General features: G+C 43.8%; 15 protein-coding genes. 7 read left to right on the top strand and 8 right to left on the bottom strand.

All coding sequences use genetic code 11. The annotated features are described in order from the left end of the window. Positions 1-40 precede the first annotated feature (40 nt). The gene (locus ABIN91_RS04955) at positions 41-3568 is read left to right on the top strand and encodes a SusC/RagA family TonB-linked outer membrane protein (protein ID WP_348049091.1); all 3528 of its coding nucleotides are present in this window, start codon (positions 41-43) and stop codon (positions 3566-3568) included. A gap of 24 nt (positions 3569-3592) precedes the next feature. After that, positions 3593-4972, top strand: a complete 1380-nt coding sequence (locus ABIN91_RS04950) for a RagB/SusD family nutrient uptake outer membrane protein (RefSeq protein ID WP_348049089.1) — start codon at positions 3593-3595, stop codon at positions 4970-4972. Between the two features lie 48 nt (positions 4973-5020). On the opposite strand, the gene ABIN91_RS04945 is transcribed toward ABIN91_RS04950, so the two are convergent. From ABIN91_RS04945 to ABIN91_RS04935, 3 genes are all read right to left on the bottom strand, one after another. Next, positions 5021-6103: a hypothetical protein gene (locus tag ABIN91_RS04945; protein WP_348049087.1), complete on the bottom strand. Its 1083-nt coding sequence runs from the start codon at positions 6101-6103 to the stop codon at positions 5021-5023. A 44-nt stretch (positions 6104-6147) separates the two neighbouring features. Further along, positions 6148-6408, bottom strand: a complete 261-nt coding sequence (locus ABIN91_RS04940; protein WP_348049085.1) for a hypothetical protein — start codon at positions 6406-6408, stop codon at positions 6148-6150. Between the two features lie 108 nt (positions 6409-6516). Further along, positions 6517-6975 (bottom strand): MauE/DoxX family redox-associated membrane protein, encoded by a 459-nt coding sequence (locus tag ABIN91_RS04935; RefSeq protein ID WP_348049083.1) that lies wholly within the window; start codon positions 6973-6975, stop codon positions 6517-6519. Between the two features lie 393 nt (positions 6976-7368). Here ABIN91_RS04935 and ABIN91_RS04930 point away from each other — a divergent pair, with 393 nt between their 5' ends. Together ABIN91_RS04930 and ABIN91_RS04925 are read left to right on the top strand one after the other, a co-directional pair. Next, complete coding sequence (locus tag ABIN91_RS04930) at positions 7369-8082, top strand: LytTR family DNA-binding domain-containing protein (protein WP_348049081.1); 714 nt, start codon at positions 7369-7371, stop codon at positions 8080-8082. A gap of 62 nt (positions 8083-8144) precedes the next feature. Next, on the top strand, positions 8145-11186 hold the full coding sequence (locus ABIN91_RS04925; RefSeq protein ID WP_348049079.1) for a lantibiotic dehydratase: 3042 nt from the start codon (positions 8145-8147) through the stop codon (positions 11184-11186). Between the two features lie 4 nt (positions 11187-11190). Here the strand turns inward: ABIN91_RS04925 and ABIN91_RS04920 are convergent, their stop codons facing one another. Beyond that, positions 11191-11919, bottom strand: a complete 729-nt coding sequence (locus tag ABIN91_RS04920; RefSeq protein ID WP_348049077.1) for a LytTR family DNA-binding domain-containing protein — start codon at positions 11917-11919, stop codon at positions 11191-11193. Next, positions 11894-12988, bottom strand: coding sequence for a sensor histidine kinase (locus ABIN91_RS04915; RefSeq protein WP_348049075.1), 1095 nt, complete (start codon positions 12986-12988; stop codon positions 11894-11896). The genes ABIN91_RS04920 and ABIN91_RS04915 overlap by 26 nt, the downstream gene beginning before the upstream one ends. 126 nt (positions 12989-13114) lie before the next feature. Here ABIN91_RS04915 and ABIN91_RS04910 point away from each other — a divergent pair, with 126 nt between their 5' ends. Further along, entirely contained in the window at positions 13115-13279 is a 165-nt protein-coding gene (locus ABIN91_RS04910; RefSeq protein WP_348049074.1) for a hypothetical protein, read from the top strand. 134 nt (positions 13280-13413) lie between these two features. After that, positions 13414-14148, top strand: coding sequence for a helix-turn-helix domain-containing protein (locus ABIN91_RS04905; protein WP_348049072.1), 735 nt, complete (start codon positions 13414-13416; stop codon positions 14146-14148). A gap of 142 nt (positions 14149-14290) precedes the next feature. On the opposite strand, the gene ABIN91_RS04900 is transcribed toward ABIN91_RS04905, so the two are convergent. Genes ABIN91_RS04900 through ABIN91_RS04890 form a run of 3 tightly spaced genes read right to left on the bottom strand, consistent with a single transcriptional unit; the run spans position 14291 to position 16667 of the window. Further along, positions 14291-14659 (bottom strand): hypothetical protein, encoded by a 369-nt coding sequence (locus ABIN91_RS04900; RefSeq protein ID WP_348049070.1) that lies wholly within the window; start codon positions 14657-14659, stop codon positions 14291-14293. Beyond that, a complete protein-coding gene (locus ABIN91_RS04895; RefSeq protein ID WP_348049068.1) occupies positions 14631-16022 on the bottom strand; it encodes a hypothetical protein in 1392 nt (463 codons plus the stop codon). The genes ABIN91_RS04900 and ABIN91_RS04895 overlap by 29 nt, the downstream gene beginning before the upstream one ends. A gap of 54 nt (positions 16023-16076) precedes the next feature. Beyond that, positions 16077-16667, bottom strand: coding sequence for a Crp/Fnr family transcriptional regulator (locus ABIN91_RS04890; protein ID WP_348049066.1), 591 nt, complete (start codon positions 16665-16667; stop codon positions 16077-16079). Between the two features lie 227 nt (positions 16668-16894). On the opposite strand from ABIN91_RS04890, the gene ABIN91_RS04885 reads away from it, so the two are divergent. Further along, on the top strand, positions 16895-17797 hold the full coding sequence (locus ABIN91_RS04885) for an RteC domain-containing protein (RefSeq protein WP_348049064.1): 903 nt from the start codon (positions 16895-16897) through the stop codon (positions 17795-17797). Positions 17798-17823: the final 26 nt, after the last annotated feature.

The following is a 17823-nucleotide window of genomic DNA, read 5'->3' as shown; positions in this document are numbered from 1 at the left end:
CGTTTGACCAATAAATTATTTAACCCTATTAATTACGCTTATGCTTAAAATATTACCTTCCATGCGAATCATGCGGCCGGCGGCGCTGACCGTATACTTGATTTGTTGTACCGCCCTGTCGCTTGTCGCAAGCGCCAAAAGCCAGGTTCTCGAAAAAGAAATTACAATCCGTATTGATAAAAAGAACCTCAAAGAAGCCTTTGACAAGATTTCAGCCAAAGTCGCTGTACCTATCATTTATAGTAATTCAACAGAATTATTTCGGTCCATAGTTAGCGTTCAAGTCCGGAATAAGCCGTTAAAACAGCTTTTGGATAATTTATTGGCGCCTTATCCGCTCACCTATCAGGTGATTGATGAGAAGATCATTATCAGCCATCAGGATAAAAATACGATCCTGGCCGTGCCTTTGAAAGAAGCGCCTAAAATTCCGGTTAAAGGAAAGGTAACCGGGGGGCAGGGTGAGCCCTTGCCGGGCGCAACCATCAGGATAAAAGGTGATAAAAATGTAACTGTCACAGATACCAGTGGCGAATTTAAATTAGCGGATGTGCCGCTGAATGTTATCATACAAATCTCCTATATTGGCTACAAGACCCGGGAAATTACGATTAACGGAAATGTTAAATACCTGAACATCGTACTGGAAACAGATGCCGCTTCCCTGAATGAAGTGATCGTATCCACAGGATACCAGGACATTGCACCGGAACGTGCAACAGGCTCATTCGTCAAAGTGAACAATGAGCTGCTTAACCGTAGCGTAAGCACCGACGTGATCAGTCGCCTGGAAAATGTTACGTCCGGTTTGTTATTCGACCGGAGAAGCGGCGGTGCGCCAAAGCTGGATATCAGGAGCCGGAGCACTATCCTGGCCAATGACCAGCCGCTGATCGTCCTGGATAATTTTCCGTATGATGGGGATATTAATAATATCAACCCCAATGATGTAGAAAATATTACCGTGCTAAAAGACGCGGCGGCTGCATCTATCTGGGGCGTACGGGCTGGAAACGGCGTAATTGTGATTACCACGAAAAAAGGTAAGTACAATCAGCCGATGAAAGTTGATTTTAACGCCAACCTGAACTTAGGTCAAAAGCCGCAACTTTCAAAACTACCCTGGATTTCTTCATCGGATTATATTGATCTCGAAAAAACTTTATTTGCACAAGGGTATTATGATGCCAATGCGGCCAACACAACTAATCCTACACCATTTACCCCGGTAGTGGAATTGCTATACGCAGCAAAGAATGGTACAATTTCCGATGCTTCTGCCAATACACAGATTGATGCCATGAAGCAACATGACGTTCGCAAGGACATAGCGAAATACCTGTACAGGACAAGTGTCAACCAGCAATATGCATTGAATCTGAGCGGCGGCTCAGAAAAGCAGAAATATTACTTTTCAGCGGGTTATGATAAAAATCTGGACAATATCGTGGGCAATGGCAACAATAGGCTTACCCTGCGCGCCGCCAATACGTTCAAACCGGTCAAAGACCTGGAACTGAACACCGATCTGATCTATACCCAAACCCAAACAAGAAATAACGGCCTCGATTATACTTCTGTAAGTGATGGTGCCGGCACCGCAATTTACCCCTATGCGCAGTTGGCAGACAACGACGGTAATCCCTTAGCTATTGCGAGGGACTACCGTCGTTCGTTTGTCCAGACAGCACAATCCAGTGGCCTGTTAAACTGGCAATATGTGCCGCTAAATGAAATTAATATCAGCAATAACAAATCCGTATTGTCAGATATCAGGCTGAATACCTCTGCGAGATACACTTTAATAAACGCACTGAATGCTGAGGTTCGCTACACTTATGAAAGATCAGAATTGAATAACAGGAACTTATACAGTCAGGACACCTATTATACCCGCAATTTAATCAATACTTATACTTCAGTTAATTCCAACGGTTCTTTGAACCGTCCGGTACCGCTTGGCGGGATACTGGATCAGTCCTATAGCATCATTAATTCCAATGCCGTAAGAGGACAATTTAATTTTGACCAAAGCTGGAAAGAAAACAGGATAACCGCTATTGCCGGAATGGAAGTAAGACAGGTCGAAATTAATGGGAACGGAAACCGTACATACGGATTTAATGATAATATCCTGACTTACAATTCACAGATTAATTATTCGTCCCAGATGCCGACCTATGATGGAAATTTCAATTACATACCATACAGTAACACCAAGTTTTCCGGACGTTTTGATGCGAATGTGTCGTATTACAGTAATGTAGCCTATACATTTAAAGACCGGTATACTTTATCAGGAAGCGCCCGTTTTGATCAAAGCAATCTCTTTGGTGTAAGGACCAATCAAAAAGGCGTCCCCTTGTGGTCTGTTGGCGGTAGCTGGTCGGTTGATAAAGAACCCTATTATAAAGTGACCTGGTTACCCATTTTAAAACTGAGGGCGACTTATGGTTACAATGGGAATCTGGACAAATCTTTGAGCGCTTATACAACCGCTGTATATTCACAATCCCTGGCAGGTTCAGGCCTTAATTATGCAAGTATTGTAAACCCGCCTAATCCTGAACTAAGATGGGAAAAAGTCGGTATCGCTAATCTGGGTGTAGATTTTTCAACGCAGAAGAATATTGTGTCCGGCAGCCTTGAATATTACCGCAAAAAAGGAACCGATCTTTTAGGTTATGCGCCGGTAGATGCAACCGCAGGCATTACAAGTTACAAAGGGAATGTGGCAGACATCGCGAGCCAGGGATTCGACGTCATCTTGAATACGCGAAACATCGATAAGGACTTTAAATGGTATTCGAATATCCTTTTTAGCTATGCTACCGATAAAGTGACCAAATACCTGTTGCAATCTACTTCGGTTACCAATTTTACCGCGGACGCCAGCCTAACAAGAGCAAGTGATCTGATCTCGCCCTTAGTCGGCAAACCGGTATTTGGGATATACAGCTATAAGTGGGCCGGGCTTGACCCGGCGACCGGCGATCCAATGGGGTATTTGCCGGATGGCTCCATTAGTAAAGATTATGCTGCATTTGCAGGTTTAAAACCAGGTGACCTGGTTTATAATGGCCCGGCAAGACCCTGTGTTTTTGGGAGTTTCCGCAATACATTTTCTTATAAAAACTTTTCTTTATCGGCGAACATCATTTACCGCTTCGGTTATTATTTTCATAAACCATCCATAAATTACAACGCCCTGCTGACCACCTGGAACGGGAGCAGCGATTACGCGTCACGCTGGCAAAAAACGGGTGATGAAAAAATTACGAATGTTCCCTCGATGGTTTATCCGGCCAACACATCGAGAGACGACTTTTATAACAATTCCAGCATACTGGTTGAAAAAGGCGACAATATCCGCTTGCAGGATGTCAATATCAGCTATGCTTTGGATAGGGCGAGCCTGAAGCGAATACCCTTTCAAAGTTTAAGGTTCTATGTGTATGCGAATAACCTGGGTATCCTCTGGCGGGCGAACCATTCAGGGATTGACCCTGACTATCCTGTGCTGCCCCCACAAAAAACTTTGGCTGTAGGCGTAAATGCCACTTTTTGATTAACCACCTAAATGAATTGAAAAATGAAAAAAGATAAACTATATGTGCTATTGATCTTAATTTTAGGCAACACACTCGGCTCGTGTGTTAAGGATAAACTGGACATTAAGCCGGACAAAACCCAGGTCGTGCCAACGACATTAACAGATTTTCAGGCGCTACTTGACAACACAGTAACCGTTTTCGGAAGCAATTATATCGGGGCCGCCCAAATATCGTCCGGAGAATATGCTTTAAGCTACACTGATTTCCAGTCCTTAAGTTTTTTGCCGGAGATCAATAGTTATACCTGGCAGAAAGACATCTGGCAGGGAACGGCTTCTGTGATTGAATGGGATAGTAACTATAAGTCGGTATTTTACGCCAACGTTGTTTTAGACGGATTGAGTAAGGTAACTGTCAGCGCTTCCAACCAGGCTGATTATAACAATGTGAAAGGACAGGCACTTTTTCAAAGAGCCAACGCTTTTTACAATGTGGCGCAACAATTTGCAAAAGCTTACAATTCATCAACAGCCGCAACTGACTTCGGTATTCCCTTAAGGCTAAGCTCAGATTTGAATGAAAAGTCAGTAAGGTCAACGGTCGAGCAAACTTACCGGCAGATCATGGTAGATTTAAATGAAGCACTTTCTTTATTGCCCGTAACATCGGTCAGCAAATACCGGCCAAATAAATGTTCCGCTTATGCAGAAATGGCGCGCATCTATTTAGCAATGGGGAATTATAACCAGGCTCTTAATAATGCAGATGCCAGTTTAAAGTTATACGGCACCTTGTTAGATTACAATACGCTCAACCCCAATCCAGCTACAGCTTACCCAATCCCCGATCTCAACAACGAAGTGATACTCCGGTATGCCATGTCGTCTTATCAAAGTTTTTCCAAAACCGTGGGGAAAATAGATCAATCGCTTTACCAGTCTTACCAATCAAATGATTTACGTAAAACAACATTCTTCTATTTGAACACCGATGGCTCAGTCGGCTTCCGCGGAAGCTACAGAAAGTCTTCGGTTCCGTTTTCAGGCCTCGCTACTGATGAACAATACCTGATCCGCGCAGAAGGATATGCCCGTAAGGGAATGACTAACGAAGCGATGTCAGACTTAAACGCCTTGCTGACGGCCCGTTTTAAAACAGGGACATTTATCCCGCTGACAGCGGTCAGTTCAGATAATGCACTACTACAAATATTGGCGGAACGAAAAAAAGAGTTGATATTTCGCGGCCTGCGCTGGACAGACCTGAAGCGCCTGAACCAGGAATCCCGGTTTGCGGTGATCCTGACACGATCATTAAACGGAACGGTTTATACGCTACCGCCCAATGATGCCCGTTATGTGTTCCCTATACCGGATTATATTATTTCGGCCACAGGGATGCAGCAAAATTTGCGGTAATCGGTATACGTAATAATTACCAGGCAAATGTCCGCCGTTTTATCAATGTTAGCGGACATTTGCTTTAGGTAACCTTAACTGGTAAGTAATCACATGGTGTTCGTATATAGCAATCAGCAGGTTCCGAAATACACGGAACCTTAATACCTTTTTACCATTATCGTCCGGGATATAAAAACTGCCCCCGTAACTACTGTTTTTTACGCTATAAATATCAACAACGGCGTTATTGGAAAAGACATCATCGGTTTCGTTATCGGCCTGTAAATTGGATTTAACAAAGAGCCGTCCCTCATCGACACAAGACTCACTATTAACTAAACGCTTTGGGGAGGTATTGGTGAATTCTGTTTTGTTGCCCAGTTTCATGCTGTTATAATTGGCCTGATTAACGCTAATGGTATCAATGGTATGCGTTTTATAGATAAGCGTCAGATTGGTATCGATCGCGGTAACCTTATTACTAAAAAGTTCTATGTATAAAGCCAGGCTTGTTAATTTATCAAAGCATAATAAACCGTCGGTGGAGAAGCCCAGATCTCCATGCCAGGCAGAAATCCCCTGTTCATATGTGAGTTTGTTATGGAAGGAATTATATTTTGCAAATACGGCATCAAACTGATTGCCTCTTTTTTGTATGATCCTTAAAATAACAGAGGCCTGATTGACACTGATACTTCTTGTAAAAACGCCCGGCAGGTTATTTATGGTTTTAAATAAAGTTCCATCCAGTTTAAAGTAGTAAAGAGCAGGCACATTGCCGGCAAATAGACGAATCCCGGAGGAATCTATCTCTATTTCAAATCGTGAATTCAGCTTCGGACTGTTGGGAATATCTAAAGACAGGACATGCTGTTTTGATAGTGTGCCATCAACCATGATTAATTTATTAGGTTCCCTGGTAGCCAGATAAATGGTATAGCCGCGATATCCCGCTATTGATAGAAATTTATTCTTATTTTCAATTTTTCCCAATACATGAATTGCCTTTTGAATGACCTTTCTTGAAAATCCGTTTTTTTGAGGGATGAAATCGCCTCTTACGAGGACGAGCGTAAAAATTAACAAGCCTGCTGCTATCAGGATGTAAATAAGAATAGCGGCAGGCTTGTTATAAAATTTATTCATCATTTAATTTCACATGCTAAGTCCGGGCCTAAGCCCACAGTGAATTATTAATTGTGGAACAGACCGGGAGTAATAGCACTTACTCTTGTTCCACTGGCATCATATTCCGCCACGCAGTTGGGCGTACCCGCATTGCAATTGTCTTCAGGCGCGGTTGACGATAATACCGTGTTATTTGCGCGGTTTCCTGCGGCATTAACCTGATAATATCCTGCGGTAATTAATAAAGATTTGGCGTGGGCACCTATACCCACTAAACAGCCTGCGGCCAAAACTAATGTTGCGGCATGTTTGCGTAAATTTTTCATTTTGTTTTAATTTAAGATGATGTAGTCAAACTATTTATTTCCGGCTCTGATATCTGCCGGAATACGGTGGATTTGGCACGGCTTTACTTTAAAGCCCTGACATTAAGATTAAGCGACGGAAATTGCACCTCCTTTCCTTTGATCATAATCAGGGATTACGATTGCCGAAGCGGTTAACAATAAACAAACGATATTAAATACAATATGAGCGCTCCACGACATGCTTGCCATAAGTCCGTTACAACTGCATGGTATATAGTAGCTGTAATTCAGGATAACGACCAGATAGGCCGTAAACAGGGAAAGCAATGCGAAGGAGGCGTAAAGGCCAGGTATTACGGTTTTTTTTATTCGTAATAAAAGCGCGACGGTTAGTTCCGTTAGCGGAACGATCACAGCGACGACGTTCTGAAATCCCGAGATCAAAGGGGATTTACCCAGTTCCAAACGAAATTTCGGAAAGTCGGTCAGTTTATCAACAGCGGAATAAGCCCATAACAGTATCAATAAGATGGCAATGACCCTTTGGTAGCGTTGCGATGAGAAACTAATTAGTCCTGCTTTCATTTCAGGTATTTTTTTGCTGCTGGGTAGATATGCTGTTCGCATTTTTTGTGCCGTTCAATTAAACAATCGTTTACTGATACCGTACACCTAAAATTAGCGTATAAACCTGCCTTTTTTATGCCCTCCGGCCGCGTTTGGTGCATGCAGACTTATTCCTGGGACATATAGTACTATTGCTGGTGTATATAGTTCTATTCTTGTGATAAAACCTTCAGAAATATGTTCTGACAAGCCTATAATAAACACGCTTTTAATGCGAAAAACAGCATGTTTTAGGTTAATACATGATTTATTTTGCTCATTTGCCAAAACCGGCAATAGGCGGACAAAAAAACTTTTGGAAATAATTGTTGTCTTTTATAGATAATATCTATCATTAAGAATACGTCCAAAATGCTTACCTGTTTTATTATCGATGATGAAATACATGCAATCCGGGTCTTATCTGAATATGTGGATGACACACCTGAGCTCAGGGCTATCGGCACCTTTGAGAACCCATTGCTGGCATTAGAGCAAATCAATGCCGGCGTTATACCTGATCTGATATTTATGGATATTAATATGCCTAAACTTTCCGGCATCCAATTCGCCGAATTAATAAAAGATCCTACCGCGGTTATCTTTACCACGGCTTATCCTCAATACGCCTTTGAAGCATTCGAAGTCTTCGCCATTGACTTTTTATTAAAGCCCATCAGTTATGACCGGTTTCTGAAAAGCATCAATAAGTTGCTGCGGATTAACCGGGAGCCTGCCCAGGGTGAAAATGTGTTGGATTTCTATATTCAGACCGGAGCCAAGGGGAAATCAATCCGGGTGAAACTGGAAGACCTGATCTATGCGGAGCGTTCACACCATTATGTGCATTTACATCTGAAATCGGGGGAGTATAAGACAAGCCTGACGATGAAGAATTTGGAAAGGACTTTACCTGTCGACCGGTTTACCAGGGTCCATCAATCCTTTATTATTAATCATAGCTGGATCGAATCAATAGAAAAGAACCAGGTCAATTTGGAAAACAAAATGGTTGTTTCAATCGGCGAATCATACCGTGACGTGTTTTTTAATAAAATAAAAAGCAAAATTCTTCGTAGTAGTTAAAAAATTGATGGCATAACTGATCGTTTAAAATACTGTTCAGCATCAGTTGGGAAAGAAATAATATGAAACATGAGTACTACCCTTATCTGATCCTGAGAACACCGGTTTTTCCATTACGCAATATTCTCACTGACGAACCGCCCGATTTTATAAACGACCCTTTATTTAAGGAAGCGCTTTACCTGGCCAGCCCTGATGTGGCTGCGATGATCTATCATCAAAAAGCGGCCATTGAGGGCACATTGTCCTCGACCATAACCAAATATTTTAACCGGATGTGCTTTCGTTGCACCCCATTCGGACTGTTTGCAGGATGTGCTGTTGTTACCTGGGATTACCATTCCAAAATCAGGATGGACCACGAAAATATCATCAGACGAAGCAGGCCGGACAAAAGCTACCTGGCAAAATTACTGGACATATTTAATCATACACCGGCTATATTCCGCCATTTGAACATCAGGATCAACAATACGATCTACCAGGTAGGACAGGAATTCCGCATGATTGAGAAAGGGCTGACGGAGGGCGATTTTAATATCACGGCGATAGCTTCAGATAGGGTGCTGGAAACCTTTACGCGGCTGATCGGGCCGACCTGGAAAAGCATCGCGGATATATGCAGCGAAAGTAAAAAGATGGGTTTCAGCGCTAAAGAAACCATGCAATACTTAAGGCATCTACTGGATAACCAGGTGATCTCGACACACCTCGACATCGCTATAAGTAATAATGAGCTGTTAGATCATTGGATAGCTGAATTTACACGACTCGAACAAACGCATCAGAATGAGGCGATCAGGGGCTGGCGCAGTTACCTGACGGCATTCCGTCACAGGTTATCCCTGATGGATCAGTCCACCGCAGGCAATCAGGAAGGAATAGACCAACTGCATAAACTTGTTGCCACCTCCGGTGAGTTACACCCACAGAACAGGTTGTTCCAGGTAGATCACTGTTACGCCGGTATTACAGGAACGCTTAGTTACAGGGTACAGAAAAATCTAAACAAGGCTATCGATATCCTGAAAAAAATATCATCAGCAGGTGTGAATAATCATACCTTAACATCTTTTAAGCAGCGTTTTTTAACGAAATATGAGCAGCAGGAGATACCGTTGCTTTTGGCGCTCGATCCTGAAACCGGAATTGATTTTCTGGAAAACGAGACCAGCTTTGATGATTTTCTGAGCCGGGAGATCGCTATGGGAGCCGTAAGGCCGCGGGCCAGTCCTGTCCTGAATTTTAACCTGAAACTGATCCAGCAAAAGTATGAAGATGCGGTCGCGGCGGGACAAACGGTCATCACCCTCACAGATCAGGACATCGCTCACATGGAGAGCTATCCGATCACGATGCCGGTTACTTCCTCCGTTTTCTTCCGGATACTGGCCGGAGATAATCTGCAAATTGAAAACGTAGGTGGCAGTAGTGGGATCAACCTTTTTGCACGGTTCACAGACTTTCATCCGCTAATGAACGAGATGGCCAGGGAGTTAGCTGCCATTGAACAACAGATTCACGGCGACCATACGGTGCTGGCGGAACTTTTGCACGAGCCTGAGCCAAGGGCCGGCAACGTTATGGCTCATTTGTCATTCAGGCAATATGACATTCCCTATTACGCCAATTCTCCAAGAGGAGATCATGAGATCATTACCCTCGACGACATCTTATTATCTGTTCGTAACGGGAAATTCATTTTAAGGTCCAAACGCCTGAACACACAGGTAAGGCCCGTGATCAGCAGTGCCTATAATTATACGAAGGGTTCGCCGATTTACCGGTTTTTAGGAACTCTGCAAAACGAAGATTCGGACAACCTGCTATTTGACTTTAATGCGATCCTTCCGGGCAAATCCTTTTACCCAAGATTGGTTTATAATGAACTTGTGTTTTCACCTGCCCGGTGGCAAATCCAATATAAGGCCCTCACCAATGCAGTTACCCCGATCGATCCCGATACGATACGACAATTTTTGAAAAATAAAGGCGTACCCAATTTATTCACCATTAGCGAGGGTGATAATGAGTTATTGATCGACACGGGAAAAGATATACTGGTCGGTCTGTTCGAAGAACAATTGCGCAAAAGAAAATCCTTAGAAGTCAAAGAGTTTTTACTTACACCGGAAAATTATCCAATTGTGGATGAGCAGCATCAGGCTTTAAACAACCAGGCTGTAGCCATACTGATAAACAGGTACAGGCAGCCCATAATAAACGCAGGTCAATATCCGGGCCAAATGAAAGTGACAGAGCGGAAATTTACCATTGGTTCGGAATGGCTTTATTACAAGATCTATAGCGGTATCATCAGCAGCGACAAGATACTGTCCGGCCATATTTTGAAGCTGATCACCGAGTTAAAAAAGTTGAAGTTAATCACGCATGCGTTTTTTATACGCTATCACGATCCCGATCCGCATATCCGGTTGCGGTTTCATTTGAACCATTTAGCGGACTTGCAAAAGGTGATCAGCCATGTCCGGGCTCAATTGCTTGAACCGGAAAGATCGGGCCTGATCTGGAAAATTCAGATGGATACCTATATGCGCGAACTGGAACGATACGGCATCGCTATGGAAGAGTCCGAACAATTGTTTTACCATGACAGCATCGCTATCCTGAAATTGATGACATCACATGTATTACACGAAAATCCGGGACATCGTTTGGCCGCCGGCATTCGTTTGGCCGACGACCTGATCAATTTCTTTTTTAATGATAACAAAGAAAAGCTGCATTTTATCAGGCATGCCAAACACTTGCTTAAAATGAACGTCGGCCTTGATTCAGCTGCCGATAAAATGATCAATAAATCCTATCGTGAACATGCGGAAACTTACCTGCAATTCCTCCAAATGAACAGAACTTCATTGGAGAAAATATTTACGGGAAGGATGAAGGCGGTAACCAAAGTCATGGGGCCGCTTCTACAGGGAACGATAAACAGCGCCCGGCCGGAATATGCCCGTGATCTGTTAGGAAGTTATATTCACATGACTGCCAACCGGTTGTTTGCTGCCAACCAGAAAATTTATGAATATATCATTTATGATTACCTGTTCAAATATTACACTAAGATCGAGCACCTGAAATAATCGTTTAAACCGGGCTGTTATCTTTCAGGAAATTCATAAAATCCTCCCGGTAAGTTACTCCTATATCGATTACAGTGTGCGTACTGTGCAGGTAAATTCTGTTGCCATCAATAGATTTGATCTGATCAACAGGGATGATATAAGACCGGTGCACCCGCCTGAATTTATGCTTTGGCAATAATTTCTCCAGTTTTTGTAAAGTCAAAATACCTACAACCCGCTCGCTCGCCGTATATATAGCTACGTACCGTTGCATGCCTTCGATATAATGAATTTCATCAAACCTGATTTTAACGGACTTTCCTTTGGCCCCGGCACTGATAAAGAAGAAAGCGGGTAAATCTTTATCATCAGAGACCGGATCATGCAGTTTAGTGGGTATCCTAACCCGCTGTATAGCCTGCAAAAAGCGCTCGATGGATATAGGCTTAAGCAAATAATCAGTCACTTCGTGGTCGAAGCCCTGCACAGCATATTGAGAATAAGCGGTGGTCAGGATAATTTGTATGCCCGGCCTGATCTGCCTGGCCAGCTTTATAAAGTTTATTCCAGAGATCAGGGGCATTTCAATATCCAGGAAAATAAGGTCGGCATCATGCAATTTAAGATGATCAAGTATTTCCATCGGTTTGGTGGTACTATTGACCAATTGAATATCCGGTACTTCCTCTATATACTTTTTTAAAACGTGAATGGCATCCGGCTCGTCATCTATTATTATACACTTGATCATAGGCTATAGGAATTTGTAGGGAGCATTGGAATTTCTGACCGGACTCTTTTGTTTGAACGTTATAGTTTCTGCCATAGATCAAATCCAATATCTTCCTGATATGATGAAGACCGATCCCGTCGCCGGACAAAAGAGGGGCATTTTCCTTGATTTTGTTCTCCATATAAAAATCAATCTGCTTGTCTGTAATGTTCAGCTCAATCACGGTCGGCAGAGAAGGATCAGTCATATCTCCATATTTAAATGCATTTTCTATCAGGGTCATCAATACAAAGGCCGCGATCCTTTTATTTTCGGCGCTCCCTTTAACCTCAAATTTCAGGCAAAGGACATGATGGAAGCGCAGTTGGTTCAATTCAATATAATTTTCTATGTGTTTGATCTCATACGATAGATCAGTCATTCCTTCCAGCGTATCCTGACCAATGGTATAACGCATAATATCAGAAAATATCATCATGGCCCTGGCCAGTGGTTTTGAAAGGTCAAGTAGGTTGGAGTAGAAAAAATTCAGGGTATTATATAGGAAATGGGGATTGATCTGCGACCGGATAAATCGCATTTGGGTGATCGCCAGTTCCTTAGCCTGTTCTTTTTCATGTAATTCCCGTAAAAACTTTTCCTCATCGGCTTTTCTAAGTTTTCGTTCGCTTGCCACCGATTTTTTCGCGAACCAATAACCCGTACCGAAGATCATAAAGAGAATACCCCGGTACGCATATGCCGAAACCGTATCTTTTGTAAAATGGGCCACACCGGATTTAGTTCGAATAAAAAGCAAAATAAAAGCATCTTCGCCATATCTTAATAATAAATAAACAACGATCAGGAGCAGAAAACCAGGAACAGCGAAAACATAACTTCTTTGCCGCCCGCACCAGGGGAGCATAAACTCTCCCCAGGCGTAAAAGATGCCAGCATTCAGCATAAAAGCAAATAATACATCTGACCAGATAATGTTGCCCGGGTTATTGAGCAAGGCGATGGACAGTTCAAACAGGATATAACCAATCCAGATGCCAAGATGTACCAGGATATTCTTAATCCGTAAACCAGCAGCTTTTCTCATGCCATCAATTTTCGTTCGTAACACGAATATATCACTTCATGACACGTAAACCGGTATTGGGTTAATAAATTTTTATTATCAGTTAAAGGCGGATAATTTCAATCGTATATTTTAATCATTGACGATATGAAAACGATCAGAAAGACTCCCAAAATGAATATAACTAAAAGTTTCATCGCCAATATATCAGGCAAAAAGGGCAAGCAGAAAAGAGCCGGTGATATGTTTACAACGATTAACGACGGCGATTCAGAGACCACCTCGCTGATCACAATTTCGCATATGATTTAGTAGGGGCAGGGTATGGTCAAAAATTATTAAACGCGATGTTATGTTTCCGGCGCAGCCAGGCCCCCGCTCAGCTTTTTTCGATCAGCGGGCTTGAAGGAAATATTTCCGGGGCGCCGTACCGCCATGATTCATTAATGCTGATATGGGTCACGGAGGGATATGGCCAGCATGAGATAGATGCTGTATTATATGAGATGGTGCCGGGCAGGCTTTTCCTGATCCAATATGGCCAGGTGCATCGCATGATTAAATATGGATCGGCAGGTTGGCTGTTACTTTTTGAAGAAGCACTGATCTCCGGTTTTCTTTTATCCAATTGGCAGCAGCAGGTAGGGGGCATTATGGAAGATTTCAGCGCGGTGCCCTTTGTAACCCTACAAAAGCCGATACAGGATGTAATGAATGAACTTTTCAGGCACCTGAATCTCACCATGAAAGACGGGGTACCCGATTTGAAGCTGTCGCGCCATTATATTTGCCTGATCCTGTTATACGCCGGGCAGGGTTTTTCAGGCGATAAAAGAGCCGCGCCAATATCGCCGCAACTTGAAATGATCAGAAAATTAAAAACTTTGATTGAAGCCCATTTCATCTCCGAGCGGCGTGCTAATTTCTATAGTAGCGCACTGCACTTAACCGAGCAGAAGCTGAACCTGTTGGTCAGGAATATCCTCGGTAAGACCGTCCATCAGCTCATCACCGAGCGGCTCCTGCTGGAATGCAAGGTTTTATTAATTTACACGAACACCGGCCTGAAAGAGATCGCCTATGGGTTGGGCTTCGCCGATATGTCGCAATTTCGCAAGTTTCTGGATAAGCACACCGGCTATCCGCCTTCGCTATACCGTACCCGGAACCAATTTTTTTGACCACTGAACTATAAATTTTGACCACTGAGCACAGTGCGGCAAGCTTAAATTTGTGTAATTAATTCCATCTCCTGTTTAACAGAAGTATGTTGCAGATTAATTGCTTAAACGGGGCACATCAGCCCCGTTTAAGCATTAAGGACTATTTCACTTCTTTATAGGGCAACCAGAATCTTTCGCTATGAAAGATCATATCATGCCATTCCCAGATATACCACGGTTTAACGGTAAAGGTCCGAAATAGACGGTTATCGCCTGAATCTTTTTCCGGGTTACGGCAAAGAAACGTCGCGTAGCGCCGGATCACGGTTTCATAATTAAACCCTTTACCGCCTTCTTCGCTGATGGTAAAACTGCCGTCTCTATTGCTATAGGTATAATTCTCTTTCAGAATATAACTCAGCGGCGTATAATTGGTGAGCAGGAACACGATGAAGAGCGTCCAGAGCCCATATTTTACTTTCTTATTCATCAATACAAATTTAAGGTGTTTGGTTATTACAAGGTCCATGACTGGCCGGAATGTTCCCTCCGCTCGTATTAACGTTCGGTTGTCCTTCCATATTTTGAATACTGTTGCCTAACCCCGCCGGTGTCATGGCCTGGGCCTGGGTCCCGTCCGGGTATGGCAAACCGACTGTAGTATAAGGATTGGGCAGGGTGATCCCCGCATACTGACAGGCGTTATAGACATAACCGGTACAATTGAGTTCCGTAATATCATAGGTGGGCAGTGAACTATTCAAATAATTAACCAGGTTGGCGAATTGAACTGCATCAACTTTATAACTGATGCTGACATTATATTTCAGGCCGGAGTTGTCCACGAGTTTGCCCGGCGCGTTCATTTTGTCCTTCCCGGTCGCATCTGGATAAAAACCGAGGGTCTGCGTAACACTCGTGCCGCCACTGCTCTTGGTCAGGCTGATAGCGGTATGGCCGACAGAATTCGAGCCGTAATTAAAGCTGGTGCCGGGGAATGGTTCCTGTACGTAAACTGTAACTTGCATTGTTGCGTTGTTATTAGGCACACTGCCAAAGCAGTTCATATATTGGCTGGGACTGACCTTGGGGTGATCTTCACCTGGCAGGTTGGAAACTGCCGGGGCGCTTGACGCATTGCCACCGCCACCACCGCCGCCCCCTAAAGGATCGCCGCTTGTCCCGCCACCGCCGCCGCCGGTCATATCCGGGTAGAAGCTGTCATCGTAAACGGAATAGGTACAGATATTCTCGGAATAAATCGTAGCTACGCCTTCACTGTCAATATAATTGCTGTCATACCACTGGCAATCTACGGAGACCTGAACCATCTGTGTCTGTAGTTTGGCCGGAGCGGCACCTTGGATTTGCGGTTTAATACGGCCGATCTGTTTGCCCTGGCTATAGATCTTGCCGCCTAATAAATGATAATCCTCGTCATAAATGAACACCCGGCCTGTAAAATCTTTGGTTTCGGCTTTTTGTTTGCGCTGAATATAGAGTACATCAGGGACGATCTCCAGGATACGGGCCTGTATCTGGCCCGAGGAATCTCTTAAAAAAGCGACTTTACGGTAACCTTGCTTTACATTTTGCAAAGCGGGCTGTCCTCCAAAATGCATCAGCCAGTAATTTCCTTGTTTGTTTGAAAAAGATTGCGCCTTACTCCATTCTGGTGAGAGTTTGGACAGGCTGAAAACCTGCTGTGTACTCTGTGTATGCAGGCTGGCTGTCGCCTTGCTGTTGTACCAGCTTTTAACCTGGTCAATACTTAGGTTTTGAGTTGGTACTGTAACGGTGTCAGTGGCCGTTATGACGCTTTGCTGTGCCTCTTTTTTACAGGAAAGAAGCAGTCCGGTTAGTGACGCGAAAATCAGGATTTTTGTTTTCATGGTTAAAAATTTGATGTTTAGTGATATTTGAATTGCATAAAAAATTGATATTTATCAATTAGCCCTTTTGGCAAACCCGCCGGACCGGATCCGGCAAAGCGCCTCGTGGCTGACATTCAGGTAGGAAGCGATTTGCAACAGGGAAGCTTTCAACAGGATTTGGGGATAGCTTTTCAGCAACAGTGCATAACGTTCCGCGGCGGTGCCCGTCCGTAATAGCGTGGCCCGCTGCTCACTGGCGATATAATACTTTTCGGTCAGCAGCCTGCCGTGATAGTTGAACTCCGGAAAATCCGCGTAAATACCCTGCACATCCGACCAGCTCATAAATTGGATCGTGCTATCTTCCAGTAATTCAATGGTTTCCTGCGCTGGCTGCCGGCTGTAAAAGCTGTAGACCGAGATCATGATGTCGCCTGTTCCCATAAACCAGGACGTACATTCCTTGCCGCTACGGGTATGATAAAAAGCACGGGCGAATCCACTTTTGATAAAATAGATCGCGTTGGCGGTTTGTCCGCCCAGGAGCAGTTTGTGCTTTTTAGGAAGTTTCTTTTCTGTGATACAGGAAAGAAACCTTGCCTGTAAACGAGCCGATAAGGGCTGTATCAGGTTGAGGATATGCAATAATAGTTCGTCATCCATAATAAAAAATAAGTTGTTGAAAAATTGATATTTATCAACCCCCTGTTTTTAGCCAGGATGTATTATTGCTGAATAATTGCTTAATAGTTAATACAAAGGCAATTGAACAAAGTTTTAGGAAACCCTGATTTTTTTTTGAGGATGCAAACAGTTTCAGTTTAGCCGCCTTGTTGGTACTGTGATCACTTGATGACAGGCAGGGCGGTATTTCACTAAATAACGTTTATATGCTACCAGTTTTTGCGAAGCAGGAATACCTGCGTATGGAAGATGAGTTGGAACAGATCGCTAAAGATCACAGGGGCGAACATCGAAAGCGGATGACCACGGCCCTGCGGTGTACAAGGCAGGCCTTAGACAGGCTCTTTGCGTATATTCTTAAAAACCCATTTAAGGACAAAAAAGAAGAAATCTATTTCTTCAAGGCAACCAAGCCCCAATTTTACGCTCACTACATTTTCGAGGTCATGTTATATAACCTGTCTGACGCGCCAGTTAGCGACCATGAGTTGCTTCGGGCCTATTACCTGGATGAATTGCGCTTTATTCAGCGTGACCTCAAGCAGCACAACTTTCTTTACCAATACTTCCGCCTCGGAGCGGATGAACTGGACGAATTGTATTTTGTCAGGGGCGTTGAAGTGCAAAGCGTATTGATTCCCGAAGTGCCTGAACTTGATAAAGCGTTCTCAACGAGCGGAGACTATTTGTTTTCCAAGTTCAGGGCCTATGAAATGTTACAGGAACATATTGCCCATACGCTGGCAGGAATCGGCCAGCCGGAAAGGGCGGTCTACATCCGCCCCGGCAAGAACCGGCAGCCGCTGAAATGGACCGGCGAGCAGATCAACGGTATTGAATTGGGTTATGGTTTATGGCTTTCCGGCCAGCTTAATGGCGGCGAGGCCTCGCTGGCCGACGTCATGTACTGGCTCAGTGAAAGCCTGGATGTAGACCTCAGCAAACACACCAGCCGTTTCGAGGAGATCAAGGAAAGGAAGATCATCAGCCCGACCAGGTTCATCGATTCGATGCGGGATTCGGTACGGGGTCACATTGATGACCTGTACGGCTTACCGGCACTGCAAAAGCGCAAGGCAAAGCGAACAGGTTCAAAAACAGGTCGTTAGAGCTGAAGTGTATGGTTTTCATGGTT

It is taken from the genome of Mucilaginibacter sp., from assembly GCF_039921305.1.
In the GTDB taxonomy this organism is placed as follows: Bacteria; Bacteroidota; Bacteroidia; order Sphingobacteriales; family Sphingobacteriaceae; genus Mucilaginibacter.
Note: the sequence above shows the minus strand (reverse complement) of the source record. Positions and strands in the feature narration are given on the sequence as shown.